19 protein-coding genes are annotated in these 17,349 nt (G+C 67.2%); 14 read left to right on the top strand and 5 right to left on the bottom strand.

Features of this window, described 5'->3' with window-relative positions; genetic code table 11:
• Positions 1-22 precede the first annotated feature (22 nt).
• Genes bioD through AC6LKD_RS03570 form a run of 3 tightly spaced genes read right to left on the bottom strand, consistent with a single transcriptional unit; the run spans position 23 to position 3,329 of the window.
• Positions 23-1,459 (bottom strand): dethiobiotin synthase, encoded by a 1,437-nt coding sequence (bioD, locus tag AC6LKD_RS03580; protein ID WP_498115107.1) that lies wholly within the window; start codon positions 1,457-1,459, stop codon positions 23-25.
• Positions 1,456-2,112 carry an alpha/beta fold hydrolase gene (locus AC6LKD_RS03575; protein ID WP_498115106.1) on the bottom strand — a complete coding sequence of 219 codons (657 nt, stop codon included), beginning with the start codon at positions 2,110-2,112 and terminating at the stop codon, positions 1,456-1,458. The genes bioD and AC6LKD_RS03575 overlap by 4 nt, the downstream gene beginning before the upstream one ends.
• A gap of 26 nt (positions 2,113-2,138) precedes the next feature.
• Positions 2,139-3,329, bottom strand: a complete 1,191-nt coding sequence (locus AC6LKD_RS03570) for an aminotransferase class I/II-fold pyridoxal phosphate-dependent enzyme (RefSeq protein WP_498115105.1) — start codon at positions 3,327-3,329, stop codon at positions 2,139-2,141.
• 147 nt (positions 3,330-3,476) lie between these two features.
• Between AC6LKD_RS03570 and AC6LKD_RS03565 the strand changes: the two genes are divergently transcribed.
• The 10 genes from AC6LKD_RS03565 (at position 3,477) to AC6LKD_RS03520 (ending at position 11,581) form a co-directional block, all read left to right on the top strand.
• Positions 3,477-4,745, top strand: a complete 1,269-nt coding sequence (locus tag AC6LKD_RS03565) for an adenosylmethionine--8-amino-7-oxononanoate transaminase (RefSeq protein ID WP_498115103.1) — start codon at positions 3,477-3,479, stop codon at positions 4,743-4,745.
• Between the two features lie 146 nt (positions 4,746-4,891).
• Positions 4,892-5,866, top strand: a complete 975-nt coding sequence (locus AC6LKD_RS03560) for a hypothetical protein (protein WP_498115101.1) — start codon at positions 4,892-4,894, stop codon at positions 5,864-5,866.
• On the top strand, positions 5,863-6,039 hold the full coding sequence (ccoS, locus tag AC6LKD_RS03555) for a cbb3-type cytochrome oxidase assembly protein CcoS (protein WP_013394991.1): 177 nt from the start codon (positions 5,863-5,865) through the stop codon (positions 6,037-6,039). Before AC6LKD_RS03560 ends, ccoS begins: the two co-directional genes overlap by 4 nt.
• A 136-nt stretch (positions 6,040-6,175) precedes the next feature.
• Positions 6,176-7,663, top strand: a complete 1,488-nt coding sequence (ccoN, locus tag AC6LKD_RS03550) for a cytochrome-c oxidase, cbb3-type subunit I (RefSeq protein ID WP_013394990.1) — start codon at positions 6,176-6,178, stop codon at positions 7,661-7,663.
• Between the two features lie 10 nt (positions 7,664-7,673).
• Positions 7,674-8,405, top strand: coding sequence for a cytochrome-c oxidase, cbb3-type subunit II (gene ccoO / locus AC6LKD_RS03545; protein WP_492276239.1), 732 nt, complete (start codon positions 7,674-7,676; stop codon positions 8,403-8,405).
• Positions 8,406-8,407: 2 nt separating this feature from the next.
• Positions 8,408-8,584 (top strand): cbb3-type cytochrome oxidase subunit 3, encoded by a 177-nt coding sequence (locus AC6LKD_RS03540; RefSeq protein WP_013394988.1) that lies wholly within the window; start codon positions 8,408-8,410, stop codon positions 8,582-8,584.
• Positions 8,581-9,531 carry a cytochrome-c oxidase, cbb3-type subunit III gene (gene ccoP, locus AC6LKD_RS03535; RefSeq protein ID WP_013394987.1) on the top strand — a complete coding sequence of 317 codons (951 nt, stop codon included), beginning with the start codon at positions 8,581-8,583 and terminating at the stop codon, positions 9,529-9,531. Before AC6LKD_RS03540 ends, ccoP begins: the two co-directional genes overlap by 4 nt.
• Before the next feature lie 76 nt (positions 9,532-9,607).
• Positions 9,608-11,098, top strand: a complete 1,491-nt coding sequence (gene ccoG / locus AC6LKD_RS03530; RefSeq protein WP_013394986.1) for a cytochrome c oxidase accessory protein CcoG — start codon at positions 9,608-9,610, stop codon at positions 11,096-11,098.
• A gap of 20 nt (positions 11,099-11,118) precedes the next feature.
• Positions 11,119-11,328 carry a FixH family protein gene (locus AC6LKD_RS03525; protein WP_013394985.1) on the top strand — a complete coding sequence of 70 codons (210 nt, stop codon included), beginning with the start codon at positions 11,119-11,121 and terminating at the stop codon, positions 11,326-11,328.
• A gap of 16 nt (positions 11,329-11,344) precedes the next feature.
• The gene (locus AC6LKD_RS03520) at positions 11,345-11,581 is read left to right on the top strand and encodes a hypothetical protein (protein WP_013394984.1); all 237 of its coding nucleotides are present in this window, start codon (positions 11,345-11,347) and stop codon (positions 11,579-11,581) included.
• A gap of 75 nt (positions 11,582-11,656) precedes the next feature.
• Here the strand turns inward: AC6LKD_RS03520 and AC6LKD_RS03515 are convergent, their stop codons facing one another.
• Both AC6LKD_RS03515 and AC6LKD_RS03510 read right to left on the bottom strand, forming a co-directional pair.
• On the bottom strand, positions 11,657-11,998 hold the full coding sequence (locus AC6LKD_RS03515) for a zinc ribbon domain-containing protein YjdM (RefSeq protein WP_492276237.1): 342 nt from the start codon (positions 11,996-11,998) through the stop codon (positions 11,657-11,659).
• A 108-nt stretch (positions 11,999-12,106) separates the two neighbouring features.
• Positions 12,107-13,039, bottom strand: coding sequence for a LysR family transcriptional regulator (locus tag AC6LKD_RS03510; RefSeq protein WP_498115099.1), 933 nt, complete (start codon positions 13,037-13,039; stop codon positions 12,107-12,109).
• A gap of 127 nt (positions 13,040-13,166) precedes the next feature.
• On the opposite strand from AC6LKD_RS03510, the gene AC6LKD_RS03505 reads away from it, so the two are divergent.
• Genes AC6LKD_RS03505 through AC6LKD_RS03490 form a run of 4 tightly spaced genes read left to right on the top strand, consistent with a single transcriptional unit; the run spans position 13,167 to position 17,334 of the window.
• Positions 13,167-14,141, top strand: a complete 975-nt coding sequence (locus AC6LKD_RS03505; RefSeq protein ID WP_492276235.1) for a Bug family tripartite tricarboxylate transporter substrate binding protein — start codon at positions 13,167-13,169, stop codon at positions 14,139-14,141.
• A 7-nt stretch (positions 14,142-14,148) separates the two neighbouring features.
• A complete protein-coding gene (locus AC6LKD_RS03500; protein ID WP_498115098.1) occupies positions 14,149-15,183 on the top strand; it encodes a 4-hydroxythreonine-4-phosphate dehydrogenase PdxA in 1,035 nt (344 codons plus the stop codon).
• Positions 15,184-15,229: 46 nt separating this feature from the next.
• On the top strand, positions 15,230-16,402 hold the full coding sequence (locus AC6LKD_RS03495) for an L-rhamnonate dehydratase (protein WP_207469265.1): 1,173 nt from the start codon (positions 15,230-15,232) through the stop codon (positions 16,400-16,402).
• Positions 16,403-16,404: 2 nt separating this feature from the next.
• Complete coding sequence (locus AC6LKD_RS03490; RefSeq protein ID WP_498115096.1) at positions 16,405-17,334, top strand: dihydrodipicolinate synthase family protein; 930 nt, start codon at positions 16,405-16,407, stop codon at positions 17,332-17,334.
• The last annotated feature ends 15 nt before the right edge of the window (positions 17,335-17,349 follow it).

The raw sequence follows: 17,349 nt of genomic DNA, 5'->3' as shown, positions 1-17,349 counted from the left end.
TTTCCGGGGCCGCGTGCGGGGCCTAGCTGGCTACGGCCGGCGCATCGCCCAGCGCCTGCAGGCATTCCGCCAGTGGCGGAATGGCGCTGGCCAGCGCCGCGACGGTTTGCGCGTCGACCTTGGACAGGGGTGGAATCTCGGCCAGCACGCGCACCTCGCCGAAGCGCTCGATGGCTTCCTTGTTGCCCGCCGAAAGCGGCCCGCTCATGATCACGCCCAGCACCGGAATGCCGCGGCGCTTGAGGGCTTCCAGACTGAGCAGGGTGTGGTTGATGGTGCCCAGGCCGCTGCGCGCGGCCAGCACCACCGGCAGGTCCAGCCGCGCGATCAGGTCGATCATCATGTGGCTGTCGTCGATCGGCACGTAGAGGCCGCCCGCGCCTTCCACGATCAGCGGCGCCTGCGTGGCCGGCGGCACGATGCTGGTGGCGTCGACGATGGTGTCTTCCAGCGTGGCGGCGGCCCAGGGCGACAGCGGCGCCTGCAGCACATAGGCGGGCAGATGCAGGCGCTCAGGCGGCAGCCCGGCTAGTTGCGCCACGGTTTCGGTGTCGCCTGGCTCTTCCGCCACGCCCGTCTGCACCGGTTTCCAGTAGTCGGCGTTCCAGGCGCGCGCGAGGATCGCGGACACCAGGGTCTTGCCGATGCCGGTATCCGTGCCGGTCACGAAAACGCCGGTGGGGTGTTGCTTGGTTTTTTTCCACATACCGTAGGCCAGGTGATAGGTCACCCCGGCTCCTTGTTCGTCAAACGCCGCCAATACCCGCCGCAACTGCGCCGCGCCCAGAGGCGCGCGCCCGGGGGCGGGCGCGGTGGCGCCTATGCCCTTGAGACCGCGCAGGAAACGCAGTCCGTCAGGATGATTTTGTATCAGCCGTTCGCTGCGCACGCCACCGGCCAGATTGCCCCTGTACGGATGGATGGCGGCAACGGCGGGATAGCGCGGCGTGGCGGCGCTCAGTCCGGCCGCGGCATGGGCATCCTGCCATTCCTGGAACGTGCCGTCCGCCAGCGTTGCCACCGCCAGGCAGCCGCCCGGCGCCAGCAGCGCGGCCAGCCGGCCCAGCCCCGCGTTCAGATCTGAAAACCACTGTACCGCCAGGCTGGAGCAGATCAGGTCATAGCCGCCCGCAAGCCCGGCCGGATGCTCGCCGTCCAGCAATTGGTAGCGGGCCGTGCCCGGCAGGGCCGGGCCGCGTTGCGAGGCAGCCAGCATGCCGGGAGCGATGTCGGTGACGGTCCAGTCGGCCGGACCGATGCGGCGCGCCAGCGCCTGGGTCAGCAGGCCGGTGCCGCAGCCGATCTCCAGGATGCGCGGACGGCCGGGCAAGGGCAGCAGGGCGATATCGCTGGCCAGCCGCTCGGCCGCCATGCGCTGGATCGACGCGTGGTCTTCATAGGCCTGGGCCGCGGCGCCGAAGCGCGCGCCGATTCCGGCGTTGCGCGGGGCTTGGGTCATGCGGCGGCCGCCAGGCGGGAAATGAAGGCGCGGATATGCGCCGCGCACCAGGCGGGATCCGACACCGGCAACAGGTGGCCGCCGCCCGGGCGTTCGCGGATCTCCGCGTCGGCCCGGCCGGCAAAGCCTGCCTGCGTCATGGGCGCGGGAACGATGGGATCGTCCGCGCCGGACAGGACCAGCAGCGGCACGGGCAGCGCCGCCAAGGCCGCGCGCCGGTCTTCGTCGCGCAAGGCTTGCAGGTCGCGCGCCAGCGGCGCCAGCCGCGGCTCGCCGACATCGGAGTCGTCGCCGCAGCGCTGGCGGAAGTCGCGCAGCACCGCCACGGGGTCCGAGGACAGCCGCCTCGACATGCGCTCCAGCACGCGCGGCGCGACGCCGGCTTCGAAGTCCGCGCCGGCGGTGAAGCGCGCGAAGCCGTTGATGGACACCAGTCCCAGGCAGCCTGGCGGCAGTTGGCGCAGCAGGCGCAGCACGCCCAGCGAATGGCCGATGGCGATCGCCGGGCCCCCGATGGCCGGCTCTCGCTCAGGTCCGAAGTAGCCGGCATCAAAAACGGCTTGCGGCCATTCCTGGAGTTCGGCGCGCAGCGGCGCCCAGACCGAGGCGTCGAAAGCCCAGCCGTGCACGAACAGCAGGGTGGGGCGGGGCATACCGGCTTGCATGGAGGCAGCGCCCATCACGCCAGCGCGGCGGCGAAGCCATCGATCAGCCGCGCCACGTCCACGTCGCGGTGCGCTGCGCTGAGCGTGACGCGCAGGCGGCTGGTGCCGGCGGGGACGGTGGGCGGGCGGATCGCCACGGCCAGCAGGCCGCGCTGTTCCAGCCCCGAGGCCAGCGCCAGGGCGCGGGCTTCGTCGCCCACGATGGCGGGCACGATCTGGGTGGAGGATGCCCCCGTGTCCAATCCCATGCAGCGCAGCGCGGCGCGCAGGTTGTCGCCCGAGGTCGCCAGCCGGGCGCGTTCGGCGTCCAGCGTGGGCACCAGGTCCAGCGCCGCATCCATGGCGCCCAGCACCGCGGGCGGCAGCGCCGTCGTGTAGATGAAGCCTGAGCAGGCGTTGATCAGGTAGTCGCACAACGCGCGTGAACCGGCCACATAGGCGCCGAATCCGCCCAGCGCCTTGCTGAAGGTGCCCATGGCCAGGTCGATGCGGCCGGGCGCCAGTCCCGCCAGGCCCATGCCGTTGGGACCCAGCACGCCGGTGGCGTGCGCCTCGTCCAGGTAGACGAAGGCGCGGTAGCGGTCGGCCAGGGCGGCCAACCGTTCCACGTCGGTCCGGTCGCCGTCCATGCTGAACACGCTTTCGGTGACGATGAATCGCGACACGGTCTGGCCGGGGGCCTCGGCTTGCGCCCTGGCCGCCAGCAGGCTTTCCAGATGGTCCAGGTCGTTGTGCCGGAAACGGATCTGCTTCACGCCCGCCGCCTGGCAACCGTGGTGCAGGCTGGCATGGTTGAGCTTGTCGGCGTACAGCTCGACCTCGCCCTGGCTGGCGGCGGCGCGCAGCAGCGCCGGCAGCACGGCGGCATTGGCCTGCCAGCCCGAGGCCAGCAGCAGCGCGGCTTCAGTGCCCTTCAGCCGAGCCAGCTTGGCCTCCACCTGTTCGTGCAGGTCCAGGTTGCCCGTCACCAGGCGCGAGGCCTGGGCGCCCGCACCGTGGCGGGCCGCCCATTCGCGCGACCGTTCGACCAGCAGCGGATGCCGCGACAGGCCGAGGTAATCGTTGCTGGAGAAGTTCAGGACCGGCTCGCCCTCGAGGACCAGGCGTCCCGGAGCGGCGGTGGTGGCGGTGCGCAGGCGGCGGCGCACGCGGCGCGTTTCGGCGCGCGCCAATTCGGAGGAGAAAAGCGGATCCAGCTTGGACATCAATATTTCCGGCAGCGGCCCGGCAGCGGGCGTGCCCGCGCCTGGCCGTAGAATGCGAGCCATTGTAGTGGAGGCGGGCGCCGCCCCTGTCCTGGCCGGATCCGCCGGACGGACCCCAGGCGCGCCGCCGGTATCGAGAGGTGAATCATGCACACGCCCGACTGGGTGGCCCAGGGCCAGCCCCATATCTGGCTCCCCTATGCCCAAATGAAGACGGCGACGCCGCCGCTGCCCGTGGTGCGCAGCCACGGCAGCAGGCTCGAACTGGCCGATGGCCGCAGCCTGATCGACGGCGTCGCGTCCTGGTGGACGGCCTGCCATGGGTATAACCATCCGCACATTGCCCAGGCGGTGCGCGCGCAGCTGGACGCCATGCCGCACGTCATGTTCGGCGGGCTGACCCATGAGCCGGCGCTGACCCTGGCGCGCCGCCTGGCCGCCATGCTGGGGCCGGGGCTGGACCGCGTCTTCTATACGGATTCCGGCTCGGTGGCGGTGGAAGTCGCCATGAAGATGGCGTTGCAGTACTGGCTGAACCAGGGCGAACGCGGCCGCAGCCGCTTCCTGGCGTTCCGCGGCGGCTATCACGGCGACACCTTCGGCACCATGGCGGTCTGCGATCCGGACGAGGGCATGCACAGCCTGTTCCGCGGCATGCTGGCCGGGCACGACATCGTCGACCTGCCGCGCGGCGAGGCCGAGCTGGCCGCGCTGGAGGCCCACCTGGAGGTTCATGGATCCCGGCTGGCCGGCATCCTGGTCGAACCGCTGGTGCAGGGCGCAGGCGGCATGCTGCTGCATGACCCGGAAGTATTGCGCCGCCTGCGTCGCCTGGCCGACCGCCATGGCCTGTTGCTGATCTTCGACGAGATCTTCACCGGCTTTGGCCGCACGGGCAGCATGTTCGCCTTCGAACAGGCCGGCATCCGTCCGGACATCGTGACCTTGTCCAAGGCGCTGACCGGCGGCACCTTGCCGCTGGCGGCCACGGTGGCCAGCAAGCGCGTGTTCGAGGCTTTTTGGTCCGACGATCCCTCGCATGCGCTGATGCACGGCCCCACCTTCATGGGCAACGCGCTGGCCTGCGCCGCGGCCAACGCCTCGCTGGATCTGTTCGAGACCCAGCCGCGGCTGGCGCAGGCGCAGGCGATCTCGGTGGCGCTGGCGGCGGGCCTGGAGCCCTGCCGCGAACTGCCCTGGGTGCGCGACGTGCGCGTGCTGGGCGCGATCGGCGTGGTCGAACTGGACGGCATCGCCGACCGCGAGGGCCTGAAGCGGCGCCTGGTCGAAGCCGGCGTCTGGGTGCGGCCTTTCGGCAATGTGGTTTACCTGACTCCGGCGCTGACCATGGCCGAGGACGAACTGGCCAGCTTGATGCGGGCGGTGGTGGACGTGCTGCGTCGCCAGCGGCCCTGAGCCAGGCGCTCCCGAGCCCGGCCCCCAGAGCCGGGCTCCTCCAATCCGGGCGGCGCCGAGCCCGTCCGCGTTGCCGGGGCAAACCGGCCGGACCCGCCTTGATCCAGATCAAGGCAGTCTTGTAACGCGCTGAGTAACATCGGCGCATGCGAGCAAAATCGATCTTCGCCGTCCCGGCCAGCCTGTCCGACGCCGACCGCCAGCAGCGCCGCCATGCGCTGGTGCGCCTGTCGCTGGCGTGGCTGGCGATGATGCAGGTGATGATGTTCGCCTGGCCCGGCTACCTGCGCCATGAAAGCATGCCCGCCGATGCGCTGGAAACGCTGGACTGGGCCATCGTGCTGATGAACTGGGCCAGCTTCGCGCTGACCGTGCCGGTGGTGGTGTATTCGGCCTGGCCGATCTGGCGCCACGCGGGCGACAACCTGCGCCACGGCCGCGCCGGCATGGACGTGCCGGTGGCCCTGGGCATCGTCGCCGCCTTCATACCCAGCGTCCACGCCACCTATACGGGGCGGGGCGAGGTGTACTTCGACTCGGTCACGATGTTCGTGGCCTTTCTGCTGACCGCGCGCTACCTGGAACTGTGCGCCCGCCAGTCCTTCGGCGGCGCGGCGGGCGGATCGCGCCACGAGCGCGTGGAGGCGCAGCGTCTGGAACTTGGCGCGCGCGCCGACCGGCTGGCCTCGCGCTTCGTCATGGCCCAGGTCGCGCTGGCGCTGGCCGCCGCGGCCGCCTGGACCTATATCGATCCGGCGCACAGCATCCCGGTGATGGTGGCGCTCTTGGTGATGAGCTGTCCCTGCGCCATGTCGATGGCGGTGCCCACCGCCATGGCCTCCGCCCATTCGGCGCTGGCCGCCCATCCCCACATGCCGGACGCGGCGTTGGATGAGCTGTTGGGCGAGGCGCGCCGCCGCGCGCGCCAGAACCTGTACGGTTCGCTGATCTGGCATCTGCTGATGACGCCGCTGGCGCTGGTCGGCTGGGTCACGCCGTGGCTGGCCGCGATCACCATGCTGGTGTCCTCGCTAGCGGTGGCCTACAACTCGTGGCGCCTTTGCCGCCGCGACTGGTCTGGCGCGCCAGCGCCCGCCGCGGCGCTGGAAGCGGCGCAATGACCATCCTCTATCTGCTGCTGCCCTTGTCGCTGCTGTTCGTGCTGGCCATCGGCGTGTCGCTGTGGTGGGCCGTCTTCAACGGCCAGTACGACGACACCGACGACGCCGGCCGCGCCATCCTGCTCGATGACGACAGCGGACCCGCCAGTCGCGCGGCTGAACGCCGCGTTTGATTTCGCGCCTGGACCCGTTGCGCCGGCGCCGCGTTCCCCTGCGCGCAGCCAGATGCTTGATCCAGATCAACGCTGCCCCTAGTGACTAGTCCCATCATTGCAGTCTGGAGCTATTTGTTACTTTAGGGGAAGGGCGATGAACGATTGCGCCGCAATCGCAAGCAAGGCCGACACCTTCAACTACAAGATCGTGAGGCAGTTCGCGCTCATGACGGTAGTGTGGGGCATCGTTGGCATGGCTGTGGGCGTTTTTCTCGCTGCGCAGCTTATCTGGCCGCAGCTGAACTTTGACACCGCATGGCTGAGCTACGGCCGCCTGCGCCCGCTGCACACCAACGCGGTGATTTTCGCCTTCGGCGGCAGCGCGCTGTTCACGACCTCGTACTACGTGGTCCAGCGCACCTGTCAGGCGCGCCTGTTCTGCGGCCCGCTGGCCGCGTTCACGTTCTGGGGCTGGCAGATCGTCATCGTCGCCGCCGCCATCACCTTGCCCATGGGCTTCACCAGCAGCAAGGAATACGCTGAACTGGAATGGCCCATCGACATCCTGATCACCCTGGTCTGGGTGGCCTATGCCATCGTGTTCTTCGGCACCATCATCAAGCGCCGTTCCAAGCACATCTACGTGGCCAACTGGTTCTTCGGCTCGTACATCCTGACCATCGCCATCCTGCACATCTTCAATAACATCGAGATGCCGGTGTCGCTGTGGAAGTCCTATTCCGCCTACTCCGGCGTGCAGGACGCCATGGTGCAGTGGTGGTACGGCCACAACGCGGTGGGCTTCTTCCTGACCACCAGCTTCCTCGGCATGATGTATTACTTCGTGCCCAAGCAGGCCGGCCGTCCCATCTATTCCTACCGCCTGTCCATCGTCCACTTCTGGGCGCTGGCCTTCACGTACATGTGGGCGGGCCCGCACCATCTGCTGTACACCTCGCTGCCCGACTGGACCCAGTCGCTGGGCATGACCTTCTCGCTGATCCTGCTGGCGCCGTCCTGGGGCGGCATGATCAACGGCATCATGACCTTGCAGGGCGCCTGGTACAAGCTGCGCACCGATCCGATCCTGAAGTTCATGGTGACGGCGCTGTCGTTCTACGGCATGTCGACCTTCGAAGGCTCGATGATGTCGATCCGCACGGTCAACGCGCTGTCGCACTACACGGACTGGACCATCGGCCACGTGCACTCGGGCGCGCTGGGCTGGGTCGCCATGATCTCCTTCGGCTCGCTCTACTACCTGATCCCGCGCCTGTATGGCCGCGAAAAGATGTACAGCGTCAAGGCCATCGAACTGCACTTCTGGATCGCGACCATCGGCGTGGTGCTGTACATCGCCGCCATGTGGATCGCCGGCGTGCAGCAGGGCCTGATGTGGCGCGATACCGCCAGCGACGGCACCCTGGTCTACAGCTTCGTGGAAGAACTGAAGACGCGCGTCCCGTACTACCTGATCCGTTTGCTGGGTGGCACTTTGTTCCTGTCGGGTGTGTTCGTCATGGCCTGGAACGTGTGGATGACGGTGCGCGGCGCGCAGCCGGTCAACCCCGCCATTCCGCAAGACGATCCCCATGCCGCACGCCAGCCGGTCCCCGTGACCGCCGCGCCGGCCACTGTTTGACGAGGACATCATGGCCAACAAGAAATCTGGTTTCTTTTCCCACCAGACGCTCGAGAAGAACATCGGCTGGATGATCATCGCCAGCATCCTGGTGGTGTCCTTCGCGGGCCTGGTCCAGATCGTGCCGCTGTTCTTCCAGCACAGCACGACCCAGCCCGTCGCGGGCGTCGAACCTTACAGCCCGCTGCGCCTGATGGGCCGCGACGTCTACATCCGCGAAGGCTGCGTCGGCTGCCACTCGCAGCAGGTGCGGGTGCTGGCTGCCGAAGTGCAGCGCTACGGTTCGTATTCGATCGCCGCGGAATCGGTGTTCGACCATCCGTTCCTGTGGGGCTCCAAACGCACCGGTCCCGACCTGGCGCGCGTGGGCGAGCGCTATTCCGACGACTGGCACCGCATCCACCTGCGCGACCCGCGCAAGGTGGTGCCGGAGTCCAACATGCCAGCCTATCCCTGGCTGGAAAAGACCGTCATCACCGGCGAGAACGTGAGCGACCGCATGCGCGCCCTGCGCAAGCTGGGCGTGCCCTACACGGACGAGGAGATCGCCGCGGCGCCCCAAGCCATCGAAGGCAAGACCGAGGAAGACGCGCTGGTCGCCTACCTGCAAGGGTTGGGCGTGGGCGTGCGCAAGGCCAAGCAGGCCGAACAGGCCAAGCAGGCGGAAGCGGCCAAAAAGGCGGCCCAGTCCGCCGCGCAGCCCGCCACTCAAGCCGCCGCGCCCGCGGCCGCGGGAGGCTGATCATGCTGGGCTACCTGAGCGCAATCGTCACCGCCATCTCGATGGCAACTTTCTTCGGCATCGTCTGGTGGGCCTGCTCGCGCGGCCGCCAGAGCGCCAACCGCGAATCGGCCATGCTGCCGTTCGCACTGCCCGATGAGTTCGGGCAGGGACAACAAGATGGAGCGAATCGGTCATGAGCGATTTCGTCAATGGCTTCTGGGGGTATTTCATCTCGATCGTCGCCGTGGGCGGCGTGGTCTGGTGCGTCTGGCTGCTGTACACGCAGCGTCGCTGGCTCAGCACCAAGCCGGCCAACGGCAAGGTCGAGGACACGGGCCACGTCTGGGACGGCGACCTGACCGAGCTGAACAACCCGGTGCCGGGCTGGTGGACCTGGATGTACCTGCTGGCCTGCGCCTTCGCCCTGGGCTACCTGTTCTTCATGCCGGGCCTGGGCGAATACAAGGGCCAGCTGGGCTACAGCAGCACGGAAGAAGTGGCCAGGCAGCAGGCCAAGATGGCCGAGGCCGTACGCCCGATCTACGCGCGCTTCGAAACCATGGACATTCCGCAGATCGCCCAGGATCCGGGCGCCCGCGAAATCGGCCAGCGCCTGTTCCTGAACACCTGCGCGCAATGCCATGGCTCGGACGCCAAGGGCGGACCCAGCTTCCCCAACCTGGCCGACGGCGACTGGCTGCATGGCGGTTCGCCTGAAGCCATCACGCAGACCATCACGCAGGGCCGTATAGGCGTCATGCCGCCGTGGAAGGCCGCGATCGACGCCAAGACCGCTGGCGACATCGCGCAATACGTGCGTTCGCTGTCGGACCTGACGGCCGATCCGGTCCGCGTGTTCCGCGGCAAGCGCGAGTTCGCCAATTACTGCGTGGCCTGTCACGGTGTCGACGGCAAGGGCAATCAGGCGCTGGGCGCGCCCAACTTGACGGACGACGTCTGGCTCTACGGCAGTTCCGAGGCCACCATCGTCAAGACCATCCTGGATGGCCGCGATAACCGCATGCCGGCGCACGGCGACATCCTGACGCCCGAGCAGATCAAGATCCTGACCGCATGGGTGTGGGGCCTGTCGAACAAACCCGAAGCGACGGCGAGCGCCGCGCCGGCCACGGCAACGAAGTAAAGGCTTTACAGAGCTTGTCCGGGGGCCGCGCCTGGCGCGGCCCCCATATCACTGGACTTACAGCAGGGAGCAGCAAATGGAAGATGGGTCAGCCGCAAGGGTCGGCAATTCGCCTGACGGTGACCCGCCGCCCTGGCGGCCGCACGTGAGGCCGCCGCGTCCCGGGACGGAAACCCTGGAACAGACGCTGGCGGGCGTGCGCAGCAAGATCTACCCGCGTTCCGTCAGCGGCATCTTCGCCCGCTGGCGCATCGCGTTTGTCTTTCTTACGCAGCTGATTTTCTACGGTCTGCCCTGGCTGCAGTGGAACGGCCGCCAGGCGGTGCTGTTCGACCTGGGCGCGCGCAAGTTCTATCTATTCGGCCTGGTGCTGTGGCCGCAGGACGTGGTCTACCTGGCTGTGCTGCTGGTGATCTCGGCGCTGGCGCTGTTCCTGTTCACCGCGGTGGCGGGGCGGCTGTTCTGCGGCTACGCCTGTCCGCAGACCGTCTATACCGAAATCTTCATGTGGATCGAGCGCAAGGTCGAAGGCGACCGCGTCGCGCGCATCCGCCTGGACGAATCGCCCTGGACCTGGCGCAAGGCGCGTCTCAAGATCACCAAGCACTTCCTGTGGATCGCGCTGGCCTGGTGGACGGGCTCAACCTTCATCGGCTATTTCGCTCCCATCCGCGAACTCGGCCATGAGCTGTTCGCGCTGCAACTGGGCCCCTGGCAGTGGTTCTGGATGCTGTTCTACGGCTTCGCCACCTGGGGCAACGCGGGCTTCATGCGCGAGTCCGTGTGCAAGTACATGTGCCCCTACGCACGCTTCCAGAGCGTGATGGTGGATCCCGACACCTTCGTGGTCACCTACGACAAGCGCCGCGGCGATCCGCGAGGCGGCCGTTCGCGCAAGGTGGACCACAAGGCCGCCGGCCTGGGCGACTGCGTCGATTGCAGCCTGTGCGTGCAGGTCTGCCCGACCGGCATCGACATCCGCGACGGCCTGCAATACATGTGCATAGGCTGCGGCGCCTGTATCGACGCTTGCGAACAGGTCATGGACAAGATGCAGTACGAGCCGGGCCTGATCCGCTACACCTCGGAACGCGCCATGCTGGACGGGCTATCCACCAAGAGCGCCCGATCCCATCTGCTGCGTCCGCGGGTGCTGATCTACGGCACGCTGATCCTGGCGCTGGCCATTGCCTTCGTGGTCTCGCTGGCCCTGCGCAACCCCTTGCGGGTGGATGTGATCCGCGACCGCGGCGCGCTGGGACGCGAAGTCGCCGGCGGCATGATCGAGAACGTGTACCGCCTGCAGATCATCAATACTTCCGACCAGCCGATGCGCTTGCAGCTCGCGGCCGAAGGCATGCCCGGCCTGAAGGTGATGATGGGGCAGCAGGGTTCGGATACGGTCGACGTCGAAGCGGCGGCCAACAAGCTGGTACCCATGGTGATCCGCGCGCCGGCCGGCGCCGAGCCCGGCGCCCATGCCATCACGCTGCGCGCGCGCGGCCAGGACGGCGAGAGCCGTCCGGTCGAGACCGACGAGCCCGCCAGCTTCTATGTACCCGACTGAGCATTGAAAAGGATATGCCCATGAACCCCGCCCAATCCGCCAAAGCCGCCAAGCCCTGGTACCGCGAACCCTGGCCCTGGATCCTGATGGCAGGCCCGTTCGCGGCCATGATAGGCTGCTTCATCACGATCTACTTCGCCTTCTCGAACTTCAGCAACCAGCCGATCCAGGAGGGCGTGGTCAAGCGCGGCCTGGTCATCGAGCAGGTTGCGCCCAGCGCCAATCCGTAACCCGGGAGAACAACAGATGGGCTTGCGATCATTGATGTGGATCCTGTGGCCGTCGTTCATGGCGGCCGCGGCGGGGAGCGCGCTGATCTTCGCCCTGATCGATCCGCTGGACGTGGCGATTTTCGGCCACGTCCCTACGGGACGCACGGGGTTCTATACCGTGTCTTTCTTCGTGCTATGGGTGATGGCGGGACTGTCCAGCACGCTGACGGCGTACCTGATGCCCAAGCCGGAAGAAACCGAGGATCTGTAGGATGGGCAGGGCGCGCAAGACTTCCGGCAAGAACCCGGAAGCTCCACCGCGCGCAACCCACCACGCGCCGCGCTGCTAGACCTTCTTCACGAACTCCGACTTCAAGCTCATCGGTCCGAAGCCGTCGATCTTGCAGTCGATGTCGTGGTCGCTATCGACCAGGCGGATGCCCTTGACCTTGGTGCCCATCTTGATCACGCCGCCCGACCCCTTGAGCTTCAGGTCCTTGATGACGGTGACGGTATCGCCGTCCTGCAGCACGTTGCCGGCCGAATCGAGATAGACCTTGGCCGCTTCGTCGGAGGACTCGGCGGCTTGCGACGACCATTCGTGCGCGCATTCCGGGCAGACGTAGAGGGCGCCGTCTTCATAGGTGTATTCGGACTTGCACTTGGGACAGGCGGGCAATGCGCTCACGTGTGGACCTCGATCAAAAAAACGCGCGATGCGCAACACGCGATTGTACTGCGCCAGACCTGTTTTTCCCTGCGCCGGGGGCCGTTTTCTCCTTTACATTGCGCGGCCTCAAACCGCCTCGTCGCCGTGCAGCAGGCCTACGAAATGACGCGCGGCCGCGCTCAGCGGCCGGTCCCGCGGCACGATGCTGCCGAAGGCCGTGAGGCTCTGCCGGATCTGGTAGGGCAGTATCGCCAGGAGGCCATGCGCCGCGTAGCGGCTGGCCACTGATTCCGGTATCACCCCCAGCATGGTTGATTTCATCGCCAGGTTGGTGGTGGTCAGGATGGAGGCCGATTCGATCAGTCCCTTGGGTGTGGCGGCGTTGTGCGAACGGAACTCCTGTTCGATCACGTCGCGCATCGGACTGCCATGCGGCTGCAGCACCCAGGGATACGCCAGCATGGCCTCGAAGCCCACGCGCTTGCGGCCGGCCAATGGATGGTCCACCGCCGCGATCACCGACAAGGCCTCGTCGCCGATGGGGCGAAAGACGTACTGGCTGTCGGAGAGTGTCAGCATGCGGCCGATCACCACGTCCAGCTTGCCCTCGTTCATGCGGCCGATCAGCAGGTCGCTGGTGTCGGTGGAAATCTCCACCGCCAGCAGCGGATAGGTTTGCTTCAGCCGCAGCAGGGCGTCGGTCAGGTGGCCGGGCGAGGCCGCCATGATGCTGCCGATGAACAGCTTGCCGGCGCTGCCCAGGCGCAGCTCCTCCAGTTCGCGGGCCAGCGACGAGACCGTCCCGCGCATGCCCCGGAAGTATCCCATCACGCACTCGCCGGCCGCGGTCAGGGCCAGGCCGCGGCCGACCCGGCCATACAGCGGCTGGCCGATGGCCAGCTCCAGTTCGTGCAGCATCTTGCTGGCGGCGGACTGGGTCATGTTGAGCTGGCTGGCGGCCGCGCGCAGGGTGCCGCGCTCTTCGATCGCCAGCAGCAGGACGATCTGCCGCATGCGCAGGCGGGCCAGCAGGGCGGGGACGTGGATGGCGCGTTCCATGATTGATCGCCTCAGGTGAACGATTGGTGCAAAAGTTTCATTTTACGGAAACGAAGCTTCTTTCTAAGATGGACCCATAAAAGATTGCCCGTCCCAGGGCAAAAAAACATCAACCAAGGAGACAACCATGAAGACTCGGCTATTGGCCGCGATGGCGGCCGGCGCCCTGTGCCTGTCGGCCCTGGCGCCTGCCCAGGCGCAAAACGCCGACTGGCCCAACAAGCCCCTGCGCCTGCTGGTGGGATCGGCCCCGGGCGGCGGCACCGACGCCATGGCGCGCGCGGTGGCCGACAAGCTGGGTCCTCTGCTCAAGCAGACCGTGGTGGTGGAGAACAAGCCCGGCGCATCCAATACGCTGGCGGCCGACCTGGCGGCCAAGTCCACCGACGGCCACACCATGGTGATGGGCGTCTCGACCGCCCACGCCATCGCGCCGCACCTGTTGAAGCTGGGCTACGACAACGACCGCGACCTGACGCCGGTGGTGTTCGTGGGCGCCGTGCCCAACATCCTGGTGGTCAACAACGACGTGCCGGCCAAGTCGGTGCAGGAACTGGTCGCGCTGCTCAAGAGCAAGCCGGGTACCTACAACTTCGCCAGCAGCGGTTCCGGCAGCACCCAGCACATCGCCGCCGAACTGTTCAAGGACGCCACCGGTGTGCAGATGATCCACATCCCGTACCGCGGCAGCGGCCCGGCGCTGGTGGACTTGATGGGCGGCCAGGTGCAGATCGCGTTCGAGACCGCGTCTTCCGTGATTCCCCATATCAAGAGCGGCAAGGTGCGCGCGCTGGCCGTCCTTAGCGCCAAGCGCAACGCCCAGCTGCCCGACGTGCCGACCATGGCCGAAGCCGGCGTGCCCGGCGTGGAAATGAGCGCCTGGTATGGCATCTACATGCCCAGCGCCACGCCCGCCGCCAACCAGAAACGTATCCATGACGCGGTCAACGGCATCCTGGCGCTGCCGGACACGCAGGCCCGCCTGCAGGCGATCGGCGCCGACATCAACCCGATGACCCAGGAGCAGTTCGCGCAGTTCCACAAGAGCGAGAACCAGCGCTACGCCGGCGTCATCAAGAAGAACAACATTTCCGTGGAATGACCCAGACATGAGCACGCAGCAGAAACCCGTCATCGCCCTGACCCTGGGCGATCCCGCCGGCATCGGCGCCGAACTGATCGCGCGCCTGCTGGCCAGGTCAGAAGCCACGCAGCGGGCAAACATCGTGCTGGTGGGCGACGAGTGGCTGTGGCGCGAAGGCCAGCGGGTGGCGGGCGTGCAGGTCGCCACCCAAGCCGTGGATAGCATCGAGGCGGTGCGCGGCCGGCCGGACAGCGGCGCGCCCGCCTGGCTGGCCATGGACACCATCCAGCCCGGCCAGGTGCACCTCGGCCAGGCCGAGGCGGCGGGTGGCGCATCCGTGTTGCGGGTGCTCAACGCCTGCATGGACGCGGCGCGCGACGGCCATGTCGACGCCATCTGCTTCGCGCCCCTGAACAAGTACGCCATGAAGCTGGGCGGCCTGGGGCATGACGACGAGCTGCATCACTTCGCGAAGTACCTGGGCGTGACCGGGTACTTCTGCGAATTCAACACGCTGGGCGATCTGTGGACCTCGCGCGTTTCCTCGCACATTCCGTTGAAGGACGCGGCGGCCGTGCTCAGCATCGACGGCATCAAGGCCGCGACCCGCCTGATCTACCGTTCGCTGCAGGCCAACGGCATGGCCGAGCCGCGCGTGGCGGTGGCCGCCTTCAACCCGCATGGCGGCGACGGCGGCACCTGCGGCCGCGAAGAGGTGGACATCATCGCGCCGGCCGTGCGCCAGCTGAACGAGGAAGGCCTGCCGGTGCAGGGGCCGTTCCCGGCCGACACCATCTTCCTGAAGGCGCAGGCCGGCGAGTTCCAGGCCATCGTCACCATGTACCACGACCAGGGCCAGATCGCGATCAAGCTGCTGGGCTTCTCGCGCGGTGTGACGGTGCAGGGCGGCCTGCCCATTCCCATCACCACGCCGGCGCACGGCACGGCGTATGACATCGCCGGCCAGGGTCGCGCCAACCTGGACGCCACCTGGCAGGCCTTTCTGATCGCTTGCCGCATGGGCCTGTCGCACCGCGCCTCGCGGACGCAGGCGGGCTGATCCGCCGTATTCACTCCGTACCCCCAATTTCAAGCAGGAACGCTACATGAAGATCAAATCCGTCCGCGCCCGCGTCTACGAATGGACCGGCAAGACCGTGCCGCCGCAGGGCAACTTCTGCTCCAACGCCATGGACCTGCTGTATTCCAAGCAGGAAACCATGAGCACCTTCCGTTTCCACGGCTGGACCGTGGTCGAGGTGGAGACGGACGATGGCATCGTCGGCCTGGGCAATGTGGCGCTGGCGCCGCGCGTGGCCAAGGCCATCATCGACCAGTACCTGGCGCCGCTGGTGATCGGGCAGGATCCCTGGGATTACGAATACCTGTGGCAGCGCATGTACCGGTCCACCCACGCCTGGGGCCGCAAGGGCGTGACCATGGCCGCGATTTCGGCCATCGACCTGGCCATCTGGGACATCCTGGGCAAGTCGGTGAACAAGCCCGTCTTCAAGCTGTTGGGCGGCCGCACCAAGGAGAAGATCCCGGTCTATTACTCCAAGCTCTACCGAACCGACCTGAAAGCCATGCAGGAGGAAGCCCAGACCTATCTGGACCAGGGCTTCACGGCCTTCAAGATGCGTTTCGGCTATGGTCCGGCGCATCTGCAGAAGGGCGTGTCGGAGAACCTGAAATCGGTGGAGGCGGTGCGCGAGGTGATCGGCTACGACACCGACCTGATGCTGGAGTGCTACATGGGCTGGAACCTGGAATACGCCAAGCGCATCCTGCCCAAGCTGGAGAAATTCGAGCCGCGCTGGCTGGAAGAACCGGTCATCGCCGACGACATCGACGGCTATGCGGAACTGAACCAGCTGACCTCGATTCCGATCTCCGGCGGCGAGCACGAGTTCTCGCTCTACGGCTTCAAGCAGCTGCTGGACCGCAAGGCGGTGTCGGTGGTGCAGTACGACACCAACCGCGTCGGCGGCATCACGGCGGCGCACAAGATCAACGCGCTGTGCGAGGCCTACAGCGTGCCGGTCGTGCCGCATGCCGGCCAGATGCACAACTACCACCTGACGATGAGCACGCTGGCTTCGCCGATGAGCGAGTACTTCCCCATGTTCGACGTGGAAGTCGGCAACGAGCTGTTCTATTACATCTTCGACGGCGAGCCGGTGGCCAAGGAAGGCTTCATCGACCTGGACGACGACAAGCCCGGGCTGGGCCTGACGCTGAAGACCGAATACCTCAAGCACTTCAACATCATCGAATAACCATGGCTACCTACCAGAACCCGCGCTATCGCGGCATATTCCCGGTGGTCCCCACCACCTTTACCGAGTCCGGCGAGCTGGACCTCCCCAGCCAGAAGCGGGCAGTGGATTTCATGATCGACTCGGGCGTCGATGGCCTCTGCATCCTGGCTAATTTCTCGGAGCAGTTCGTGCTGTCGGACGACGAGCGCGAGATACTGACGCGGACCATCCTGGAGCACGTCGCCGGCCGCGTGCCGGTCATCGTGACCACCACGCACTTCAGCACCCAGGTCTGCGCCGCGCGCAGCCGCCGTGCGCAGGAGCAGGGCGCCGCCATGCTGATGATCATGCCGCCCTACCATGGCGCCACGATCCGCGTGTCCGAGGAACAGGTGACGGGGTTCTTCCAGCGCGTGTCCGATGCGGTGGACATCCCCATCATGATCCAGGATGCGCCGGTCGCGGGCACGCCGCTGTCGGCCCAGGCGTTGGCGCGGATGGCGCGCGAGATCGAACACGTGGCCTACTTCAAGATCGAGACGGCGGGCGCGGCCTCCAAGCTGCGCGACCTGATCGCGTCGGGCGGCGCTGCCGTGGAAGGCCCCTGGGATGGCGAGGAAGCCATCACCCTGCTGCCAGACCTGGACGCCGGCGCCACGGGCTCCATGACCGGCGGCGGTTTCGCCGACGGCCTGCGCCCCATCATCGAGGCCCACCGCGCCGGCAGGCGGGACGAGGCCTACCGCCTGTACGAACGCTGGCTGCCCCTGATCAATTACGAGAATCGTCAGGGCGGCATCCTCAGTGCCAAGGCCTTGATGAAGGCCGGCGGGGTGATCGCCTGCGAGGCGCCGCGCCACCCGCTGCCGGCCATGCGCGAGGAGGTCCGCCAGGGCCTGCTGGAGACCGCCCGCCGCCTGGACCCGCTGGTGCTGCGCTGGGGGCGCTGAGCAGGGATTGCGCAG

This window comes from Achromobacter sp. D7-1 (genome assembly GCF_059760445.1).
This window is presented reverse-complemented; position numbering and strand designations above follow the sequence as displayed.

Coding starts and splice junctions, on each gene's coding strand:
- ccoN (WP_013394990.1), top strand. CDS start 6,176: ATGAACGATTGCGCCGCAATCGCAAGCAAGGCCGACACCTTCAACTAC.
- AC6LKD_RS03565 (WP_498115103.1), top strand. CDS start 3,477: ATGCACACGCCCGACTGGGTGGCCCAGGGCCAGCCCCATATCTGGCTC.
- ccoP (WP_013394987.1), top strand. CDS start 8,581: ATGAGCGATTTCGTCAATGGCTTCTGGGGGTATTTCATCTCGATCGTC.
- AC6LKD_RS03540 (WP_013394988.1), top strand. CDS start 8,408: ATGCTGGGCTACCTGAGCGCAATCGTCACCGCCATCTCGATGGCAACT.
- AC6LKD_RS03525 (WP_013394985.1), top strand. CDS start 11,119: ATGAACCCCGCCCAATCCGCCAAAGCCGCCAAGCCCTGGTACCGCGAA.
- AC6LKD_RS03505 (WP_492276235.1), top strand. CDS start 13,167: ATGAAGACTCGGCTATTGGCCGCGATGGCGGCCGGCGCCCTGTGCCTG.
- AC6LKD_RS03570 (WP_498115105.1), bottom strand. CDS start 3,329: ATGTCCAAGCTGGATCCGCTTTTCTCCTCCGAATTGGCGCGCGCCGAA.
- AC6LKD_RS03520 (WP_013394984.1), top strand. CDS start 11,345: ATGGGCTTGCGATCATTGATGTGGATCCTGTGGCCGTCGTTCATGGCG.
- AC6LKD_RS03510 (WP_498115099.1), bottom strand. CDS start 13,039: ATGGAACGCGCCATCCACGTCCCCGCCCTGCTGGCCCGCCTGCGCATG.
- AC6LKD_RS03495 (WP_207469265.1), top strand. CDS start 15,230: ATGAAGATCAAATCCGTCCGCGCCCGCGTCTACGAATGGACCGGCAAG.
- bioD (WP_498115107.1), bottom strand. CDS start 1,459: ATGACCCAAGCCCCGCGCAACGCCGGAATCGGCGCGCGCTTCGGCGCC.
- AC6LKD_RS03500 (WP_498115098.1), top strand. CDS start 14,149: ATGAGCACGCAGCAGAAACCCGTCATCGCCCTGACCCTGGGCGATCCC.
- AC6LKD_RS03560 (WP_498115101.1), top strand. CDS start 4,892: ATGCGAGCAAAATCGATCTTCGCCGTCCCGGCCAGCCTGTCCGACGCC.
- ccoO (WP_492276239.1), top strand. CDS start 7,674: ATGGCCAACAAGAAATCTGGTTTCTTTTCCCACCAGACGCTCGAGAAG.
- ccoG (WP_013394986.1), top strand. CDS start 9,608: ATGGAAGATGGGTCAGCCGCAAGGGTCGGCAATTCGCCTGACGGTGAC.
- AC6LKD_RS03575 (WP_498115106.1), bottom strand. CDS start 2,112: ATGCCCCGCCCCACCCTGCTGTTCGTGCACGGCTGGGCTTTCGACGCC.
- ccoS (WP_013394991.1), top strand. CDS start 5,863: ATGACCATCCTCTATCTGCTGCTGCCCTTGTCGCTGCTGTTCGTGCTG.
- AC6LKD_RS03490 (WP_498115096.1), top strand. CDS start 16,405: ATGGCTACCTACCAGAACCCGCGCTATCGCGGCATATTCCCGGTGGTC.